This window comes from Mycobacterium simiae, from assembly GCF_010727605.1.
GTDB lineage: Bacteria > Actinomycetota > Actinomycetes > Mycobacteriales > Mycobacteriaceae > Mycobacterium > Mycobacterium simiae.
The window spans coordinates 4,236,807-4,253,378 of record NZ_AP022568.1; the positions used below are offsets into that span (position 1 = coordinate 4,236,807).

Genomic DNA, 16,572 nt, shown 5'->3' on the forward strand with positions numbered 1-16,572 from the left:
ATGGTGGCGCACGCGCGTCGCGACCATCCGGAGGAGGCGTGCGGCATTCTGGCCGGCGCCGAGGGCTCCGATCGTCCCGAACGACACATTCCGATGACCAACGCGGAATGCTCACCGACGTTTTTCCGCTTCGACGCCCAGGAACAGCTTCGCGTGTGGCGCACCCTCGACGACGCCGCCGAGGTGCCGGTCGTCATCTACCACTCCCACACTGCGACCGAGGCCTACCCGAGCCGCACCGACGTGCAGTTGGCCGGCGAACCGGCCGCACACTACGTGTTGCTGTCCACTCGTGATCCGGAGCGCGACGAAGTGCGTAGCTACCGCATCGTCGACGGTGAGGTCGTCGAAGAGCCCATCGCCATCGTCGAGCAGTATTGAGCTCGCCGCGGAACGCACTGGCGACCGGCACCGTCTCCGTGGTTGCCGACGCCGGCTGGAATACCCGTCTACCGGCACATATGCCGGTAGCCTGGACGATGCTGAGAGAACGCGTGAGAAGGGCAGTAGAAGGACATTAAAGGACATTAGAAGGACATTAGAAAGACGATTGTGGGCATGAGCAGGGCGAGCGGATACCCCGCCGTGCCGGCGCCGAAGAAGCGGCCCGGCTGGATGGTCGGCGGGCTCACGGTGGTCAGCTTCGTCGTGCTGCTGTGGGTCATCGAGCTGTGGGACAGCCTGACCAATCATCGCCTCGACTCCAACGGCATCCGACCCCTGGAGACCGATGGCCTGTGGGGCATCCTGGTGGCGCCGCTGCTCCACGCGAACTGGGATCACTTGATCGCCAATACCGTTCCGGCCCTGATTCTCGGATTTCTGATGACCCTCGCCGGCTTGTCCCGGTTCATCTTCGCCTCGGCCATCGTCTGGATCCTCGGCGGCTTTGGTACCTGGCTGATCGGCAATGTCGGCGCGCATTGCCCGTACGTCGGCGCGCATTGCGAGACCAACCACATCGGGGCCTCGGGGCTCATCTTCGGCTGGCTGGCGTTCCTGATCGTGTTCGGATTCTTCACTCGCAAGCTGTGGGAGATTCTCGTCGGCATCATCGTGTTGTTCATCTATGGCGGTGTCCTGCTCGGCATGCTGCCCGGTACCCCCGGGGTGTCCTGGCAGGGGCACCTGTGCGGCGCAATCGCCGGTGTGGTCGCGGCGTACGTGTTGTCCGGCCCGGAGCGCAAGGCTCGCGAACGCAAGACGACGGTCCGTTCGTCGCACCCGAAAACATGAGCTCACCATTGTCGCCCGTCGGGGTTTTCGACTCCGGCGTCGGCGGGCTGACGGTGGCCCGCGCGATCATCGATCAACTCCCCGACGAGGACATCGTCTACGTCGGCGACACCGGAAACGGCCCCTACGGCCCGCTCAGTATCCCCGAGGTCCGCGCGCATGCCCTGGCCATCGGCGACGACCTGGTCGGACGGGGTGTCAAGGCGCTGGTGATCGCCTGCAACACGGCCTCGGCGGCGTGCCTGCGCGATGCACGCGAACGTTATGACGTGCCCGTCGTCGAGGTGATCCTGCCCGCCGTGCGTCGCGCGGTGGCCACCACCCGCAGCGGCCGCATCGGCGTCATTGGCACCCAGGCGACCATCGCCTCGCACGCCTACCAGGACGCGTTCGCCGCCGCCCGGGACACCGAGATCACGGCCGTGGCCTGTCCGCGCTTTGTCGACTTCGTGGAGCGGGGCGTCACCAGCGGACGCCAAGTGCTGGGGCTGGCCGAGGGGTACCTCGAGCCGCTGCAGCGGGCTCAGGTCGACACGCTGGTGCTCGGATGCACGCACTATCCGCTGCTCTCCGGGTTGATTCAGCTGGCGATGGGCGACAATGTGACGCTGGTCTCGAGTGCCGAGGAAACGGCGAAGGAAGTGCTCCGAGTGCTGACCGAGCGGGATTTGCTGCGGCCCCACGACGCCGCGCCCGCGACGCGCGTCTTCGAAGCTACTGGGGACCCCGAGGGCTTCACGAAGTTGGCGGCGCGGTTCCTGGGGCCTGCCGTTAGCGGCGTTCGGCCGGTGCATCACTCACCCATCGGCTAGTCGGTGGGGAGATTCTCATCACATCAATGCGTCAATGTTTTTCTCATGGGGGTTCCGGGCATGGCACAGTAGTGTCCGTGCGAATAACCGTGCTCGGCTGCTCGGGCAGCGTGGTGGGTCCGGATTCGCCTGCGTCGGGATATTTGCTTCGCGCCGCGGACACTCCGCCTCTGGTTCTCGACTTCGGCGGGGGTGTGCTAGGGGCTTTACAGCGCTACGCCGACCCGGCTTCGGTGCATGTGCTGCTGTCTCATTTGCACGCCGATCACTGCCTGGATATGCCGGGGCTGTTTGTTTGGCGGCGCTACCATCCGTCGGCCCGTCCGCTCGGCAAGGCAATGCTGTACGGCCCGAGCGACACCTGGTCTCGGCTGGGCGCCGCGTCGTCGCCCTACGGCGGCGAAATCGACGATTGCTCGGACATCTTCGATGTCCGCCACTGGGTTGACGGCGAGCCGGTCACCATTGGCTCGCTGACCGTGACGCCGCGGGTGGTGGCACACCCCACCGAGTCCTACGGCTTGCGCATCACCGATTCCAGCGGGGCCTCCTTCGTCTACAGCGGCGACACCGGAGTCTGTGATCAGCTCGTCGACTTGGCGCGCGACGCCGACGTGTTTTTGTGCGAGGCGTCCTGGACGCACGCCCCGGACCGCCCACCCGCACTGCACTTGTCGGGCACCGAAGCCGGCCAGACCGCGGCGGCGGCGGGCGTTCGGGAGCTGTTGCTCACCCATATCCCGCCGTGGACCTCGCGCGAGGATGTGATCAGCGAGGCCAAGGCCGAGTTCGACGGCCCGGTGCACGCGGTGGTGTGCGGCGAGACGTTCGATGTGCGGCATTCCGAACGAGTCTGATTCGACTGGCCCGCTGCTCTGAAACCCGTCGGGCTGGGGTGGCTAGGGTGATTGGGTGTCAAAACGAGAAGACGGTCGCAACGACGACGAGCTTCGTCCGGTAGTCATTACCCGCGGCTTCACCGAAAACCCCGCCGGCTCGGTGCTGATCGCATTCGGCCAAACCAAGGTCCTGTGCACCGCGAGCGTCACTGAAGGCGTGCCGCGCTGGCGCAAGGGATCGGGACTGGGCTGGCTGACCGCGGAATACGCGATGCTGCCGTCGGCCACCCACACCCGGTCCGACCGGGAGTCGGTGAAGGGTCGGTTGTCGGGCCGCACCCAAGAGATCAGCCGGCTGGTCGGCCGGTCGCTGCGCGCGTGCATCGACCTTGCGGCGTTGGGAGAGAACACAATTGCTGTCGACTGTGATGTATTGCAGGCCGACGGCGGCACCCGCACCGCGGCGATCACCGGTGCCTACGTGGCACTGGCCGACGCGGTGACTTACCTGTCGGCGGCGGGTAAGTTGTCGGACCCGAGACCGTTGTCGTGCGCCATCGCGGCGGTCAGCGTGGGCGTCGTCGACGGCAGGATCCGGGTGGATCTGCCCTACGAGGAGGACTCGCGCGCCGAGGTCGACATGAACGTCGTCGCCACCGACACTGGAACGCTGGTTGAGGTCCAGGGCACCGGCGAGGGTGCGACGTTCCCGCGCTCGACGCTGGACAAGCTGCTCGACATGGCGCTCGGTGCGTGCGACACCCTGTTCGCCGCGCAGCGCGCGGCGCTGGAGCTGCCGTACCCGGGTGTGCTTCCCGATGGACCGCCTGCCTCGAAGGCCTTCGGTAGCTGATGCACCCAGGGATCGCGAAGACCCCTGGGCAGCAACATGTTACGGCTACAGTCAATCCACGGTCACTCCACGGTCACTCCACGGTCACTCGACGACGAAGACCGGAATCTCCCGCTCGGTGAGCGACTGCAGCGTCGTGTAGTGCGGGTAGGCCGCAACTCCCCGGCGCCACCACGTTTCTCGCTCGGCCCCGACGACCTCACGGGCCCTGCCTTCGAAGACCCGATCGCCGTCCTGCACCGAGACCTCGGGGTTGGCTCGTAGGTTGGCGACCCAGGCCGGGTCCTTGGGCGCTCCGCCGGTAGAGCCGATCATCGCGTAATGCCCGTTGTGCTCGACTCGCATCAGCGGGACATACCGCTTCAGGCCCGTCTTTGCTCCGGTCACGGTGAACAGGACGATCGGCCGGTTCTTGGTTCTCTCGTCGCCTTCACCGATCCCTTCCGTGGTGCCTTGTGCCAGAATTCGTTCGGTGTGTTCGCGCACCCAATCGGTGGTGCTGAATGCTGTTTGCGTCATGAGCGCCAGAACATCTCGGCATTCGGTGGCATTCCCGACGCCGCGCGGAGCGGGGCCAGGTATCGAATGAACGGGGACGTATGAGTCGTTGGACCAATCGGTGACCCGGCTACTGGTCGCCAGCCGCAATCCCAAGAAGCTTGCCGAACTGCGCCGGGTGCTGGACGGCGCCGGCTTGTCGGCACTAACGCTGGTGTCGCTCAACGACGTGGCGCCCTTCGACGAGGCGCCCGAAACCGGAGCGACGTTCGAGGACAACGCGTTGGCCAAAGCGCGAGATGCGTTCGCCGCGACCGGCTTGGCCACGCTGGCCGACGACTCGGGTTTGGAAGTGGCCGCGCTCAACGGCATGCCGGGCGTGCTGTCGGCGCGCTGGGCGGGTGTCCACGGCGACGATGCCGCCAACATCGCACTGCTGCTGGCTCAATTGCGGGATGTGCCCGATGAGCGACGCGCCGCGGCGTTCGTGTCGGCTTGCGCGCTGGTGTCGGCGAACGGGGAGACGGTCGTGCGCGGCCAGTGGCCGGGCGCGATCACCCGGCAGCCGCGCGGTGACGGCGGGTTCGGCTACGACCCCGTTTTCCTTCCCGACGGCCCGGAATTCAGGGCCCGCACCGCGGCGGAACTGAGTCCGCAGGAGAAGGACGCGGCCTCACACCGCGGCCGCGCGCTGGCTCTGCTGTTGCCCGCACTGCGCGAGCTGGCCTGCACCTAAAGCCCGAACCGGGCCTTGATGTCCTTGCTCTGGAAGTGCTCAACGATGATGCCCGCCAACGGGATGGTGCCGGCCAGCAATACACCGATCGTCTTGCCGATCGGCCAGCGCACCTTGATCGCCACATTGAAGGCCGTGAGGACATAGACGAAATACACCCAGCCGTGCACCACCTCGATCCACCGGATCTCGTGATGGAACACCAGGTGCACAACGATCTCGTAGCACAGGGCGATCAGCCACAGACCCGTCGTCCACGCCATGATCCGGTAGCCGAGAAGGGCGGGGCGGATCCGGTCGGCCGATACCGCGCCGGGGGGCTCGGGTGTGGTCATGCGGTGGTCCTGTTCTGTTTTTCGGAATCTGCGGCGGCCAGCTGGGCCAGGTAGGCGTTGTACTCCCGCAGTGCGGGGTCATCGGACGATTGCGGCGCGGGTTTGGGTCGTTCGGGAAGTAGGCCGGCCGGAATTTCGGTGGCCGCGCCGGCGTGACGCGGCGGCGGCGGCGCGTGTTCGTAGCGGACGAAGTTGCGGTAGGCGTAGAGGCAAAACCACGCGAACAGGGGCCACTGCAAGGCATAGCCGAGGTTCTGGAAGGTGCCGGATGGCGACTGAAATCGGGTCCATTGCCACCAGCCGAGGGCCAGACAACCGCAGGCCGCGACGACCGCCAACACGATCAGCGCGGGCCGGTGATGGCGCCGATCGTGCTGCTGGTTGGACACCCCTCGACGGTACCGCGAGGACTCGACCGCTGACACCGGCGCCGGGTGCGTCCACGCCCAATTCTCTGGAGGCGAATGGAGGTAGGCTAGCCTAGCCTTACTGACAACGTGTATGGTCGATCGCCATGGCATCCTCTACCGCGGTGACCGCTGCGCTGCAGAATATTTTGCGTGACGACCTCAACGTCGATATGAGCCGGGTGAGCCCCCAGGCGCGGCTGATCGATGATGTCGGACTCGACTCGGTGGCATTTGCTGTCGGGATGGTCGCGATCGAAGAACGCCTCGGCGTGGTGCTGTCTGAAGAAGAGCTACTAGCCTGCGACACCGTCGGCGATCTGGATGCTGCCATCGCGGCGAAATCCCGCAATGAGTGAACTCGCCGCGGCAATGACGCGGTCGATGCTGACCGCCACCGCCGACTTGGCCGTCTTCGACCGTCAGACCGCCGACTGGCAACGACGCCCGTGGCCGGAGGTACACGGGCTTGCCGAAGGAATCGCGGCGTGGCTGCTCGACCACGATCGGCCCACCGCCGTCGGTCTGGTGGGTGAGCCCACCATCGAGTTCATCGCCGCGATCCAGGGCACGTGGCTCACCGGCGCGGGAATTTCGATCCTGCCCGGACCGGTCCGCGGCGCCGACCTACGCCAGTGGGCCAGCTCGACGCTCGCCCGGTTCGGCGGACTCGGCGTTACCGCCGTGCTGAGCCACGGATCGCACCTGGAAAGCCTTAAATCAGTCGCACCCCTTGGTATTACGGTCGAAGACCTGGGAGCTGCCGCCGCCACCACCCGATCGGCATCGGGTCTGCCTCAAGCCGAAACCGCCAACCACGCCATTCTGCAGGGCACGGCGGGATCGACGGGATCACCGAAGACCGCGATGCTGTCGGCGGGCGCCGTGCTCAGCAACATGCGCGGCCTTTCGCAACGGTTCGGGTTCGACGCGTCCGGCGATGTCCTCTGCTCCTGGCTGCCGCTGTTTCACGACATGGGACTGACGTGTGTGCTGGCGCCAGCGTTGCTGGGCATGCCGCTGTGGCTGTCGTCACCGGCGGCCTTCTCCGCGTCGCCGTTCAATTGGCTGAAGTGGCTCTCGGCCAGCCGCGCGACGGTAACCGCCGCACCCAACCTCGCCTACAACATCCTCGGCAAGTATGCGTCGCTGGTGTCCGACGTCGACCTTGGTGCCCTGCGGGTGGCGATCAACGGTGGAGAACCGGTCGATTGCAAGGGATTTGGACGATTCGCCGAAGCGATGGCACCGTTCGGGCTTGCCGCAGGCGCGTTGGCACCGTGTTACGGTCTCGCCGAATCCACCTGCGCGGTAGCGTTGCCCGCCCCCGGCGCGGGACTGCGGTTTGCCACCGTCGTGGACGGCAGCGGTCCGCACGAATACGCGGTACTCGGCGACGCGATCCCCGGCATGGCGATCCGGGTGGTGGCCGATGATCGCTACGCCAAGACCGATCGCGAGATTGGCGAGATCGAGATCCACGGCACGTCGATGATGGACGGCTACCTCGGGCACGCACCGATCGATCGTGAGAACTGGTTTCCCACTGGGGATTTGGGGTTCTTTGACGGCGGCGGCCTGGTGGTGTGCGGCCGGGCCAAGGAGATCATCTCGATTGCCGGACGCAACATTTTTCCTACTGAGATCGAATTGGTCGCGGCCCAGGTCGATGGTGTCCGGCAAGGCGGGGTGGTGGCCCTGGGCACCGGTGCCCGCTCCGCCCGCCCGGGCCTGGTCGTCGCGGCGGAGTTCCGCGGCGACAACGAGACCGAGGCCCGCACCGAGATGATTCAGCGCATCGCGTCGGTGTGCGGGATCGTGCCGGCCGACGTGGTCTTCATGTCCCCGGGATCGCTGCCGCGCACCTCCTCGGGCAAACTGCGGCGTCTGGAGGTTCGGCGTTCACTCGAGCTGGTGGACTGACGTGACCACGACGGGCCAACCCATCTTCGACGCGGATTACCGCGCTCTGCTCACCGAGGTCTTCGACGAGCGCGTCACCAAATGGACCGCGGAAGCCGAAGCGCAGCAACGGTTCCCGCGAAAACTGATCGAGTACCTAGGCGCCGGCGGTGTCTTCGCGGCCAAGTGGGCGAACCAGACCGAGCCCGACGTTGGCAAGCTCGTCGAGCTCGCGCTCGCGTTGGGTCACCTGGCGTCCGCCGGGATCGGAGTCGGGGTAAGCCTGCACGATTCGGCCATCGCCGTGCTGCGCCGATTCGGCAAGTCGGATTACCTGAAGGACCTTTGCGAGGAAGCGATTCGCGGTGAGGCGGTGCTGTGCGTCGGCGCCTCTGAAGAATCCGGCGGCTCGGACTTACAAATCGTCGAAACCGAGGTCCGCTCGCGTGGCGACGGTTACCACGTCCGCGGTATCAAGAAGTTCGTATCGCTTTCACCTATCGCCGATCACATCCTGGTGGTGGCCCGCAGCGTCGATCATGACGCCTCCAGCCGGCACGGCAACGTCGTGGTGGTGGCGGTCCCCACCACTGATGTCGACGTGCAGCAGCCCTACAACAAGGTGGGTGCGGGACCGCTGGACACCGCCGCGGTCCATATCGACTCCTGGGTGCCGGCCGGTGCGTTGGTCGCGCGGGCGGGTACCGGCTTGGCCGCCATCAGTTGGGGACTGGCCCACGAGCGGATGTCCATCGCCGGCCAGGTGGCGTCGTCGTGTCAGCGGGTGATCGGTATCACCCTGGCCCGCATGATGATTCGGCGTCAATTCGGTCAGACGCTGTTTGAGCACCAGGCGTTACGACTGCGGATGGCCGACCTGCAAGCCCGCGTCGACCAGTTGCGCTATGCCCTGCACGGCATCGCCGCCCAAGGCCGATTGGATCTGCGTGCGGCCGCGGGGATCAAGGTCTCGGCGGCTCGGCTGGGCGAAGAAGTGGTCGGCGAGTGCATGCATATCTTCGGCGGCTCGGGCTATCTCGTGGACGAGACACCGCTCGGTAGCGTGTGGCGGGACATGAAGCTGGCCCGGGTGGGCGGCGGCACTGACGAGGTGCTGTGGGAGTTGGTGGCGGCCGGGATGAAGGCCGACCACGCCGGCTACGAGGACTGGGTGGCGCGCTCCAACGCGTAGAGCACCATGCGGCGGTTCGGCGCCTCGTGCTCACCCAGGCAGCGGCACCCGACGTAGTCGCATAACCGGCGGACAGTGGTGTTGCGGTGATCAGGGTCGAACATGATCCGCCTGCAGCGCGGCTCCTGGGCGAACACGCTCGCCACGATCAGCGGCAAGAGCCGCGGGCCCAGCCCGCGGTTGACCAGCGTCAGGTCCGCTATCGCCGCGTGCAGCCCAATGTCGTACGGTTCGGCATGATAGTGCCGCGAGATCATGTCCTTTGCTGCCCAGTAGATCTCTAGGTAGGCGCACTGCGTGCCGCGCACGGTGGCGATCAACGGCAACGAATAGGTCCCTTCGAGCTGCGCATCGATGTGTTGACGCCAGCGTGCGACGGGCCAGGCGTACTCCCACGCCTCGGCCAGGTGGGGGCGATTCATCCACTCCGACACCATTTCTGCGTCGTCGCTCACCGCCGCTCGCATGGCGTAGGGCGGGTCCAGCACGGGGACCGGAAGGCGGCCGACGAGGCGAATATTGTCGGGTAGATCGTTTCGTTCGCGCTTCAGGACGTGAGTCGATGTGCCGTCGGCGCGACTGCTCGCTGCTCCGTTCATCGTTTGCTGACCTTACCCGGTCATCGGAGCTCTCCCGCGCCGAGAGCCGGTCCAGCCGCCGTGGCGTTAAGATCGCAGGGCCCAGGCGCGAGTGGCGGAATTGGTAGACGCGCTGGATTTAGGTTCCAGTGTCTTCGGACGTGGGGGTTCGAGTCCCCCCTTGCGCACTCAGCAGCGGGCTACGGGCCCGCTCAGCGAACGAGTGTTTAGCGAACGGTAGCGCCGGGGTAGCCGACGAGGAGCCGCGCGTCGGCCGGCCGTGGCAACTCCGACCAGATTGCTGGGACGAACGATGAGTTCTGCGCTACACACCTTGACCCGATGGACGAAGGCGCCGACCAAAGGTGTCACCGCCGCCAAATCCTGGGTCAACGTGCCCCGTGGGCTGGCTGCGCGGGCGACGACTCCACTGTTGCCCGACGACTACCTCAAGATGCTCAATCCGTTGTGGTCGGCCCGGGAGCTGCGCGGTCTGATCGTCGACGTGCGCCCCGAGACCGCTGATTCGGCGACCGTGACGATCAAACCCGGTTGGGGTTTCTCCCGGCAGTACCGGGCGGGCCAATACGTCGGCATTGGACTGCGGATCGACGGCCGCTGGCACTGGAGGTCTTACTCGCTGACCTCCGTTCCGCGGCGTGACAACAAAAACATCACGATTACCGTCAAGGCCACCCCGGAGGGCTTTCTGTCCACCCACCTCGTCAACGGGGTGCAGCCGGGCACGATCGTCCGATTGGCCACGCCAAAGGGCGAATTCGCGCTGCCCGACCCGCCGCCGGCGAAGATCCTGTTCCTCACCGCAGGCAGCGGAATCACACCGGTGATGGCCATGCTGCGCACCCTGAATTCCCGGGGACACGCTGCCGACGTCGTGCACATTCACTCCGCGCCCACTACCGACGACGTGATTTTCCATGATGAGCTGCGCGAGCTGGAAACAAGTCAGCCCGGCTATCGCCTTCATCTGCACCTCACCGAAACCGCGGGCCACCTCGATTTCGACGGCCTCGCCGACATCGTCGTCGACTGGCAGGACCGCCCCACCTGGGCATGCGGACCTCCCGCCCTGCTCGACGCCGTCGAGCGGGTGTGGAAGGACGCGGGTCGCGCTCACCAGCTGCACATGGAACGTTTCACCATCGCGGCGACGGACAAGGGCGGCGAGGGCGGCACTGTTCGCTTCGCGATATCGGATAAGACCATCGAGATCGACGGTGCCACATCCCTTTTGGAGGCCGGGGAGAAGGTCGGCATCCAGATGCCGTTCGGATGCCGCATGGGCATCTGCCAGACCTGCGTACTGCCGTTGGAGTCTGGGTACGTCCGCGATTTTCGTTCCGGGACCGAACATCGCGAGGGCGACCGTATTCAAACCTGCATCTCCACGGCAGCTGGAGACTGCACCATCAAGATCTGAGGGGGAACCGGTGGCCATCACCGACATCAAGGCATACGCCCATCTGAGCACCGAAGACATCGAGCAGCTCGCCCACGAACTCGACGCGATCCGAGCCGACATCGAGGAATCGCGCGGAGAGCGTGACGCCCGGTATATCCGCCGCGCCATCACGTTGCAGCGGGCGCTGGCCGCCGGCGGTCGAATTGCCCTGTTTGGCAGCCGAAATCGGCTGGCGTGGATCGCCGGAACTTCGATGCTCGCGATGGCCAAGATCATCGAGAACATGGAGCTGGGGCACAACATCACGCACGGTCAATGGGACTGGATGAACGATCCGGAGATCCACTCCACCGAGTGGGAATGGGACACCACCTGCCCGACCGCTCAGTGGAAGCATTCCCACAACTTTGTGCACCACAAGTACACCAACGTGGTCAACCTCGACGCCGACGTCGGGTATGGAATCATGCGTGTCACTCGTGACGAGCCCTGGGAGCCATACTATTTGGGCAACCCCATCTACAACTTGTTGCTCGGCACGCTGTTCGAGTGGGGCGTTGCGCTGCACCACATCGAATCGAAAAAGCTTCGGAAGAAAGAGAAGACCTGGGCCGAAGCGCGCAAAGATCTGCGCGTCATCGGCACCAAGGTCGCCAAGCAGGCCGGCAAGGATTACCTGGTGTTTCCCGCGTTGACGGGCCGTAACTGGAAGCACACGTTGAAGGCCAACCTGACGGCCAATCTGATCCGCAATTACTGGGCGTACATGGTGATCTTCTGTGGTCATTTCCCGGACGGCGCCGAAAAGTTCACCGTCGAGGAATTCGAGAACGAAACGCCGGGGGAGTGGTACCTACGCCAGATGCTCGGATCGGCCAATTTCAACGCCGGGCCGGTGATGGCCTTCATTAGCGGCAACCTGTGCTATCAGATCGAACACCATCTTTTTCCCGACCTGCCCAGCAATCGTTACGCCGAGATTGCCGTGCGGGTACGCGCGCTGTGCGAAAAGTATGACCTGCCCTACACGACGGGCTCTCTCGGTCGCCAATATTTCCAGTCGTTTTGGACGATCCTGAAACTCGCCCTGCCGGATCAGCTACTCACCGCGACACCCGACGATGCCCCGGAGACGCGTTCGGAGCTGAAGTTCCGGGTGCGCGAAGGCCTGCGCGACAGACTCGTCGATCCGGTGACCGGCAAACGACGGGGCCTACGGACCGCGTTACGCGAATTGCACGCGGGTCGCCGCGCGGCCTGACGAATCCACACCGCGCGGTTGCGCACCCGCGACTTCGACCGGTGTTGCCAGTCAGCTATGGTAAGGCAACCCTTAGTTCGGGTCGAGGTCGTGGCGGGAGCTCCCCGCCGCGGGAGAGGACCGCTGATGCCACGCGGGTTCCAGGGCGCGATATTGCGCGGGTTCGGGGCGCGCGACCACGTCGCAACGGTGCTCGAAACCGAGCGGATCGCGCCGCATTTCGTGCGGATCCGGATGACATCGGCGACGCTGTTCGAAGATGCCGAGGCCGAGCCCGCCGCCTGGCTGCGGTTCTGGTTTCCCGATCCGCGGGGGTCGGACACTGAGTTCCAGCGGGCCTACACGATCTCCGAGGCCGATGTGCCCACCGGCCGTTTCGCGATCGACGTCGTGCTGCATGAACCCGCCGGTCCGGCGTCGAGCTGGGCACGCACCGTCGAACCCGGCGCCACGATCGCGGTGATGTCGCTGATGGGCGCCTCGCGATTCGATCGGCCCGACGAGCAACCGGCCGGCTACCTGCTGATCGGCGACTCGGCCTCGATACCGGGGATGAACGGAATCATCGGCACGGTTCCCGACGACGTCCCGATCGAGATGTACCTCGAACAGCACGACGACAACGACACGTCGATCCCGATCGCTCAGCATCGCCGGCTGCGCGTGCACTGGGTCCGCCGCCGCGACGACAAGTCCCTGGCCGAGGCGATCGAGGCGCGGGACTGGTCGGACTGGTATGCCTGGGCGACCCCCGAGGCGTCCACCCTGAAGAACGTCCGCAAGCGCTTGCGCGATGCGTTCGGGTTCCCCAAGTCCGAGGTCCACGCACAAGCGTATTGGAGCGCCGGCCGCGAGATGGGCACCACCCGCGGCGGTGATGCGGATCCCACCGAGGCGCAGGTGCCGGCCGCGTTGGTCGTCGCGGAAACCGCGGAAACCATTGCGGCCCAGCCCGATGTGCTCGTCACGGCACCTGCAGGGGCTGCCGAAGTGTCCGCTAACCGCGGTAGCTGGAGCGCTCGGGCCGCCGGCCGGCTGCTCGCGCCGCTGCGGTCGGCGCTGATCGTTTCCGGTGTGCTGCAGGCCGTGATCACGCTGGTGCAGCTGGCGCCGTTCGTGCTGTTGGTGGAATTGGCCCGGTTGCTGGTGTCCGGTGCCGACGCGGCCCGGCTATGGCAGGTCGGTATCGCCGCGGTCTCGCTGCTGGGGGTGGGCACGGTGCTCGGCGCCGCCCTGACGCTGTGGCTGCACGTCACCGACGCACGCTTCGCGCGTGATCTGCGTTCGCGGCTGCTGAGCAAGATGTCTCGCCTGCCTCTGGGGTGGTTCACTGCCCGCGGATCGGGCTCGATCAAGCAGCTGCTGACCGATGACACCCTCTCGTTGCACTATCTGGTCACCCACGCGATCCCCGACGCGGTCAACGCGGTCGTCGCCCCGGTTGCGGTGCTGGTCTACTTGTTTACCGTCGACTGGCGCGTGGCGTTAGTCCTCTTCGGTCCGGTGTTGGTCTATCTCGTGATGACCTCGGCCTTGACGATTCAATCCGGCCCCCGCATCGTGCAGGCGCAGCGCTGGGCCGAACGCATGAACGGCGAAGCCGGTGCCTACCTTGAGGGTCAACCCGTGATCCGGGTCTTCGGGGGTGCCGCGGCGTCCAACTTCCGTCGGCGGTTGGACGAGTACATCGGTTTTCTGGTGGCCTGGCAGCGACCGCTGGCCGGCAAGAAGGCCGCGATGGATCTGGCCACCCGCCCAGCCACCTTCCTGTGGCTGATCACACTCGCCGGCACCCTGCTGGTCGTCTCGCACCGGATGGACCCGGTCAACCTGCTGCCATTCTTGTTGCTGGGCACGACATTCGGGGTTCGGCTGCTCGGGATCGCCTACGGAGTCGGCGGCATCCGCAGCGGCCTGTTGGCCGCCCGGCGTCTGCAAATCGCGCTCGACGAACGAGAACTCGCGGTGCACGAGCGGCCATCCGACCCCGGTGCCGCGGCCGCGGTCGTGTTCGACCGCGTGGGATTTAGCTATCGCGCGGGCGTACCGGTGATTGAGGACGTCTCATTGGAGTTGCACCCCGGCACGGTGACCGCGCTCGTCGGCCCGTCCGGATCCGGCAAGTCGACGCTGGCGGCGCTGCTGGCCCGGTTCCACGATGTGGAGCATGGCGCTATTTATGTTGGGGGACAAGATATCCGGTCGCTGACCGCCGATGAGCTCTACTCCCGGGTCGGGTTCGTGCTGCAAGAGACCCAGCTCGTGCATGGCACGGTCGCGGAGAACATCGCGCTGGCGGTCCCGGACGCCACCCTCGAACAGATTCAGGCCGCCGCGCGCCAGGCGCAGATTCATGACCGGGTGCTGAGGCTGCCGAACGGCTACGACACGATGCTGGGCGCCGCAGCCGCGCTGTCGGGGGGAGAGCGGCAGCGTCTTACCATCGCCCGCGCCATCCTTGCCGACACCGCGATCCTGATCCTGGACGAGGCCACGGCATTCGCCGATCCTGAATCGGAATACCTTGTGCAACAAGCGCTTAATCGACTGACTCGGGACCGGACCGTGCTGGTGATCGCACACCGGCTGCACACCATCACCCGGGCCGACCAAATCGTGGTGCTCGATTCCGGCCGCATCGTCGAACGGGGCACCCACGAGGAATTGCTTGCCGCCGACGGACGATATCGCCGGTTGTGGGACACCGGACAGGCCAAGCCCGTCGCGGTCACCGGAGCGGCGCCGGAGGGCCCGCGATGATCCGCACCTGGATGAGCCTCGTTCCGCCGGACCGGCGCGCCAAGGTCAACGGCTACGCAGTGCTCGCGGTCGTATCGGTCGTCATCCGCGCCGTGGGCGCGGTCTTGCTCGTCCCGCTGGTGGGAGCGCTGTTCAGTGCGACACCGCACCGCGCACTGGTTTGGCTGGGCTGGCTCACGGTCGCGACTGTGGCCGGATGGGGCGTCGACGCATTGACCGCGCGGATGGGCTTTGAGCTCGGTTTCGCGGTGCTGGATCACTCGCAGCACGATGTGGCAGAACGTCTTCCGGCCGTCCGGCTGGACTGGTTCACCTCCGACAACACCGCGATGTCACGCCAGGCCATCGCCGCGACCGGTCCCGAGCTGGTCGGCCTGGTGGTCAACCTGCTGACGCCGCTGATGACCGCGGTGCTGTTGCCCGCGGTCATCGCCCTGGCGCTGCTGCCCATTTCCTGGCAGCTGGGCGTCGCGGCGTTGGCCGGCGTGCCGCTGCTGCTCGGCGCCTTGTGGGCCGCACTGCGTTTGACGCGGCGTGCGGATGCGGCTGCCGGTGCGGCCAACACCGCGATGACCGAGCGGATTATCGAGTTCGCGCGGACCCAGCAAGCGCTGCGCGCCGCGCGCCGCGTCGAGCCGGCCCGCAGCATGGTCGGCGCTGCCCTGGCCGCGCAGCACACCGCGACCATGCGGCTGCTCGCCATGCAGATTCCCGGCCAGCTGTTGTTCAGCATCGCCAGCCAACTCGCCCTGATCGCGCTCGCGGGAACCACCGCCGTGCTGACCGTGCACGGCACGTTCACGGTGGCCGAGGCGGTCGCCCTGATCGTGGTGATCGTGCGCTACCTCGAGCCGTTCACCACCGTCAGCGAGCTGGCGCCGGCGCTGGAGAGCACCCGCGCCACGCTCGACCGGATCCGCGGCGTGCTCACCGCACCCGCGGTGGTGTCCGGATCCGCGGCTCTGCCCGGCACCCCGGGCCCCGCCCGCATCGAGTTCGAGGACGTCGCCTTCGGTTACGACGGCGCCGGCACACCGGTGCTCAACGGCGTCAGCTTCGCACTGCAGCCCGGTACCACGACCGCGATCGTCGGGCCGTCCGGCTCCGGAAAGAGCACCATCTTGGCGCTCATCGCCGGCCTGCACCAACCGACTCGCGGCCGCGTCGTCATCGACGGCGTCGATACCACCACGCTGAGCGCCGATGCACGCTTGGCAACCAGCAGCGTCGTCTTCCAGCACCCCTATCTCTTCCACGGCACGATCCGCGACAACATCTTCGCCGGGAACCCCACGGCCGGCGAGGATCAGTTCGGTCGGGCGGTCGCCCTGGCCCGGGTGGACGAGCTGATCGCTCGGTTGCCCGGTGGCGCCGACACGGTCGTCGGCGAGGCGGGCTCGGCCCTATCCGGCGGTGAGCGGCAACGGGTCAGCATCGCGCGGGCGCTGCTCAAACCGGCTCCCGTGCTGCTGGTCGACGAGGCCACCAGTGCCCTGGACACCGAGAACGAGGTTGCTGTGGTAGACGCGCTGACGGCCGACCCACGGGCCCGCACCCGCGTCATCGTGGCCCATCGATTGGCCAGCATCAGGCACGCCGACCGCGTCCTGTTCCTCGACGACGGACGGGTCGTCGAGGACGGGTCGATCGATGAATTACTGGCCGCCGGTGGCCGTTTCAGCGAGTTCTGGCGGCAGCAACGCGAGGCCGCGGACTGGCACCTCGCCGTCGAATAGGCCA

General features: G+C 66.4%; 17 protein-coding genes and 1 tRNA gene. 14 read left to right on the forward strand and 4 right to left on the reverse strand.

Annotated elements, in window-relative coordinates; all coding sequences use genetic code 11:
• The 5 genes from G6N33_RS19855 to rph all read left to right on the forward strand — a co-directional run bounded on the left by G6N33_RS19855 (position 1) and on the right by rph (position 3,740).
• Entirely contained in the window at positions 1-381 is a 381-nt protein-coding gene (locus tag G6N33_RS19855; protein WP_231382661.1) for a Mov34/MPN/PAD-1 family protein, read from the forward strand.
• A 177-nt stretch (positions 382-558) separates the two neighbouring features.
• On the forward strand, positions 559-1,236 hold the full coding sequence (locus tag G6N33_RS19860; protein ID WP_044507309.1) for a rhomboid family intramembrane serine protease: 678 nt from the start codon (positions 559-561) through the stop codon (positions 1,234-1,236).
• Entirely contained in the window at positions 1,233-2,048 is an 816-nt protein-coding gene (murI, locus tag G6N33_RS19865) for a glutamate racemase (RefSeq protein ID WP_044507307.1), read from the forward strand. Before G6N33_RS19860 ends, murI begins: the two co-directional genes overlap by 4 nt.
• Positions 2,049-2,119: 71 nt before the next feature.
• Complete coding sequence (locus G6N33_RS19870) at positions 2,120-2,905, forward strand: cyclic nucleotide-degrading phosphodiesterase (protein ID WP_044507306.1); 786 nt, start codon at positions 2,120-2,122, stop codon at positions 2,903-2,905.
• 55 nt (positions 2,906-2,960) lie between these two features.
• Positions 2,961-3,740 (forward strand): ribonuclease PH, encoded by a 780-nt coding sequence (rph, locus tag G6N33_RS19875; protein ID WP_044507304.1) that lies wholly within the window; start codon positions 2,961-2,963, stop codon positions 3,738-3,740.
• 84 nt (positions 3,741-3,824) lie between these two features.
• Here the strand turns inward: rph and G6N33_RS19880 are convergent, their stop codons facing one another.
• Positions 3,825-4,259, reverse strand: a complete 435-nt coding sequence (locus G6N33_RS19880; protein WP_044507303.1) for a nitroreductase family deazaflavin-dependent oxidoreductase — start codon at positions 4,257-4,259, stop codon at positions 3,825-3,827.
• Between the two features lie 100 nt (positions 4,260-4,359).
• Between G6N33_RS19880 and rdgB the strand changes: the two genes are divergently transcribed.
• Entirely contained in the window at positions 4,360-4,974 is a 615-nt protein-coding gene (gene rdgB, locus G6N33_RS19885; protein ID WP_044512155.1) for an RdgB/HAM1 family non-canonical purine NTP pyrophosphatase, read from the forward strand.
• On the opposite strand, the gene G6N33_RS19890 is transcribed toward rdgB, so the two are convergent.
• Positions 4,971-5,309 carry a DUF3817 domain-containing protein gene (locus G6N33_RS19890; RefSeq protein ID WP_044507302.1) on the reverse strand — a complete coding sequence of 113 codons (339 nt, stop codon included), beginning with the start codon at positions 5,307-5,309 and terminating at the stop codon, positions 4,971-4,973. The two genes, rdgB and G6N33_RS19890, sit on opposite strands and share 4 nt — an antisense overlap.
• Entirely contained in the window at positions 5,306-5,698 is a 393-nt protein-coding gene (locus G6N33_RS19895) for a hypothetical protein (protein ID WP_101528550.1), read from the reverse strand. The genes G6N33_RS19890 and G6N33_RS19895 overlap by 4 nt, the downstream gene beginning before the upstream one ends.
• A gap of 125 nt (positions 5,699-5,823) precedes the next feature.
• On the opposite strand from G6N33_RS19895, the gene G6N33_RS19900 reads away from it, so the two are divergent.
• The 3 genes from G6N33_RS19900 to mbtN are packed head-to-tail and all read left to right on the forward strand — an operon-like array spanning position 5,824 to position 8,810.
• Positions 5,824-6,075 carry an acyl carrier protein gene (locus G6N33_RS19900; RefSeq protein ID WP_044507300.1) on the forward strand — a complete coding sequence of 84 codons (252 nt, stop codon included), beginning with the start codon at positions 5,824-5,826 and terminating at the stop codon, positions 6,073-6,075.
• The gene (gene mbtM / locus G6N33_RS19905; RefSeq protein ID WP_044507298.1) at positions 6,068-7,639 is read left to right on the forward strand and encodes a long-chain-fatty acid--ACP ligase MbtM; all 1,572 of its coding nucleotides are present in this window, start codon (positions 6,068-6,070) and stop codon (positions 7,637-7,639) included. Before G6N33_RS19900 ends, mbtM begins: the two co-directional genes overlap by 8 nt.
• A 22-nt stretch (positions 7,640-7,661) precedes the next feature.
• Positions 7,662-8,810: a mycobactin biosynthesis acyl-ACP dehydrogenase MbtN gene (gene mbtN, locus G6N33_RS19910; RefSeq protein ID WP_101528570.1), complete on the forward strand. Its 1,149-nt coding sequence runs from the start codon at positions 7,662-7,664 to the stop codon at positions 8,808-8,810.
• Here mbtN and G6N33_RS19915 read toward each other — a convergent pair.
• Positions 8,777-9,409, reverse strand: coding sequence for a GNAT family N-acetyltransferase (locus G6N33_RS19915; RefSeq protein ID WP_044507296.1), 633 nt, complete (start codon positions 9,407-9,409; stop codon positions 8,777-8,779). The genes mbtN and G6N33_RS19915 overlap by 34 nt on opposite strands.
• An 85-nt stretch (positions 9,410-9,494) precedes the next feature.
• Here G6N33_RS19915 and G6N33_RS19920 point away from each other — a divergent pair.
• From G6N33_RS19920 to G6N33_RS19940, 5 genes are all read left to right on the forward strand, one after another.
• Positions 9,495-9,576, forward strand: a tRNA-Leu gene (locus G6N33_RS19920).
• A 125-nt stretch (positions 9,577-9,701) separates the two neighbouring features.
• On the forward strand, positions 9,702-10,829 hold the full coding sequence (locus tag G6N33_RS19925) for a ferredoxin reductase (RefSeq protein ID WP_044507294.1): 1,128 nt from the start codon (positions 9,702-9,704) through the stop codon (positions 10,827-10,829).
• A 10-nt stretch (positions 10,830-10,839) separates the two neighbouring features.
• A complete protein-coding gene (locus G6N33_RS19930) occupies positions 10,840-12,072 on the forward strand; it encodes a fatty acid desaturase family protein (protein ID WP_044507292.1) in 1,233 nt (410 codons plus the stop codon).
• A gap of 126 nt (positions 12,073-12,198) precedes the next feature.
• The gene (locus G6N33_RS19935) at positions 12,199-14,832 is read left to right on the forward strand and encodes an ABC transporter ATP-binding protein/permease (RefSeq protein WP_044507291.1); all 2,634 of its coding nucleotides are present in this window, start codon (positions 12,199-12,201) and stop codon (positions 14,830-14,832) included.
• Positions 14,829-16,568 carry an ABC transporter ATP-binding protein gene (locus G6N33_RS19940; protein ID WP_101528551.1) on the forward strand — a complete coding sequence of 580 codons (1,740 nt, stop codon included), beginning with the start codon at positions 14,829-14,831 and terminating at the stop codon, positions 16,566-16,568. The genes G6N33_RS19935 and G6N33_RS19940 overlap by 4 nt, the downstream gene beginning before the upstream one ends.
• Positions 16,569-16,572 lie beyond the last annotated feature (4 nt).

Bases quoted from the DNA above. Each gene is read 5' to 3' on its own strand.
- G6N33_RS19860 (WP_044507309.1), top strand. From the start codon at position 559: ATGAGCAGGGCGAGCGGATACCCCGCCGTGCCGGCGCCGAAGAAGCGG.
- G6N33_RS19855 (WP_231382661.1), top strand. From the start codon at position 1: ATGGTGGCGCACGCGCGTCGCGACCATCCGGAGGAGGCGTGCGGCATT.
- mbtM (WP_044507298.1), top strand. From the start codon at position 6,068: ATGAGTGAACTCGCCGCGGCAATGACGCGGTCGATGCTGACCGCCACC.
- G6N33_RS19880 (WP_044507303.1), bottom strand. From the start codon at position 4,259: ATGACGCAAACAGCATTCAGCACCACCGATTGGGTGCGCGAACACACC.
- G6N33_RS19940 (WP_101528551.1), top strand. From the start codon at position 14,829: ATGATCCGCACCTGGATGAGCCTCGTTCCGCCGGACCGGCGCGCCAAG.
- G6N33_RS19925 (WP_044507294.1), top strand. From the start codon at position 9,702: ATGAGTTCTGCGCTACACACCTTGACCCGATGGACGAAGGCGCCGACC.
- murI (WP_044507307.1), top strand. From the start codon at position 1,233: ATGAGCTCACCATTGTCGCCCGTCGGGGTTTTCGACTCCGGCGTCGGC.
- G6N33_RS19890 (WP_044507302.1), bottom strand. From the start codon at position 5,309: ATGACCACACCCGAGCCCCCCGGCGCGGTATCGGCCGACCGGATCCGC.
- G6N33_RS19900 (WP_044507300.1), top strand. From the start codon at position 5,824: ATGGCATCCTCTACCGCGGTGACCGCTGCGCTGCAGAATATTTTGCGT.
- G6N33_RS19915 (WP_044507296.1), bottom strand. From the start codon at position 9,409: ATGAACGGAGCAGCGAGCAGTCGCGCCGACGGCACATCGACTCACGTC.
- G6N33_RS19935 (WP_044507291.1), top strand. From the start codon at position 12,199: ATGCCACGCGGGTTCCAGGGCGCGATATTGCGCGGGTTCGGGGCGCGC.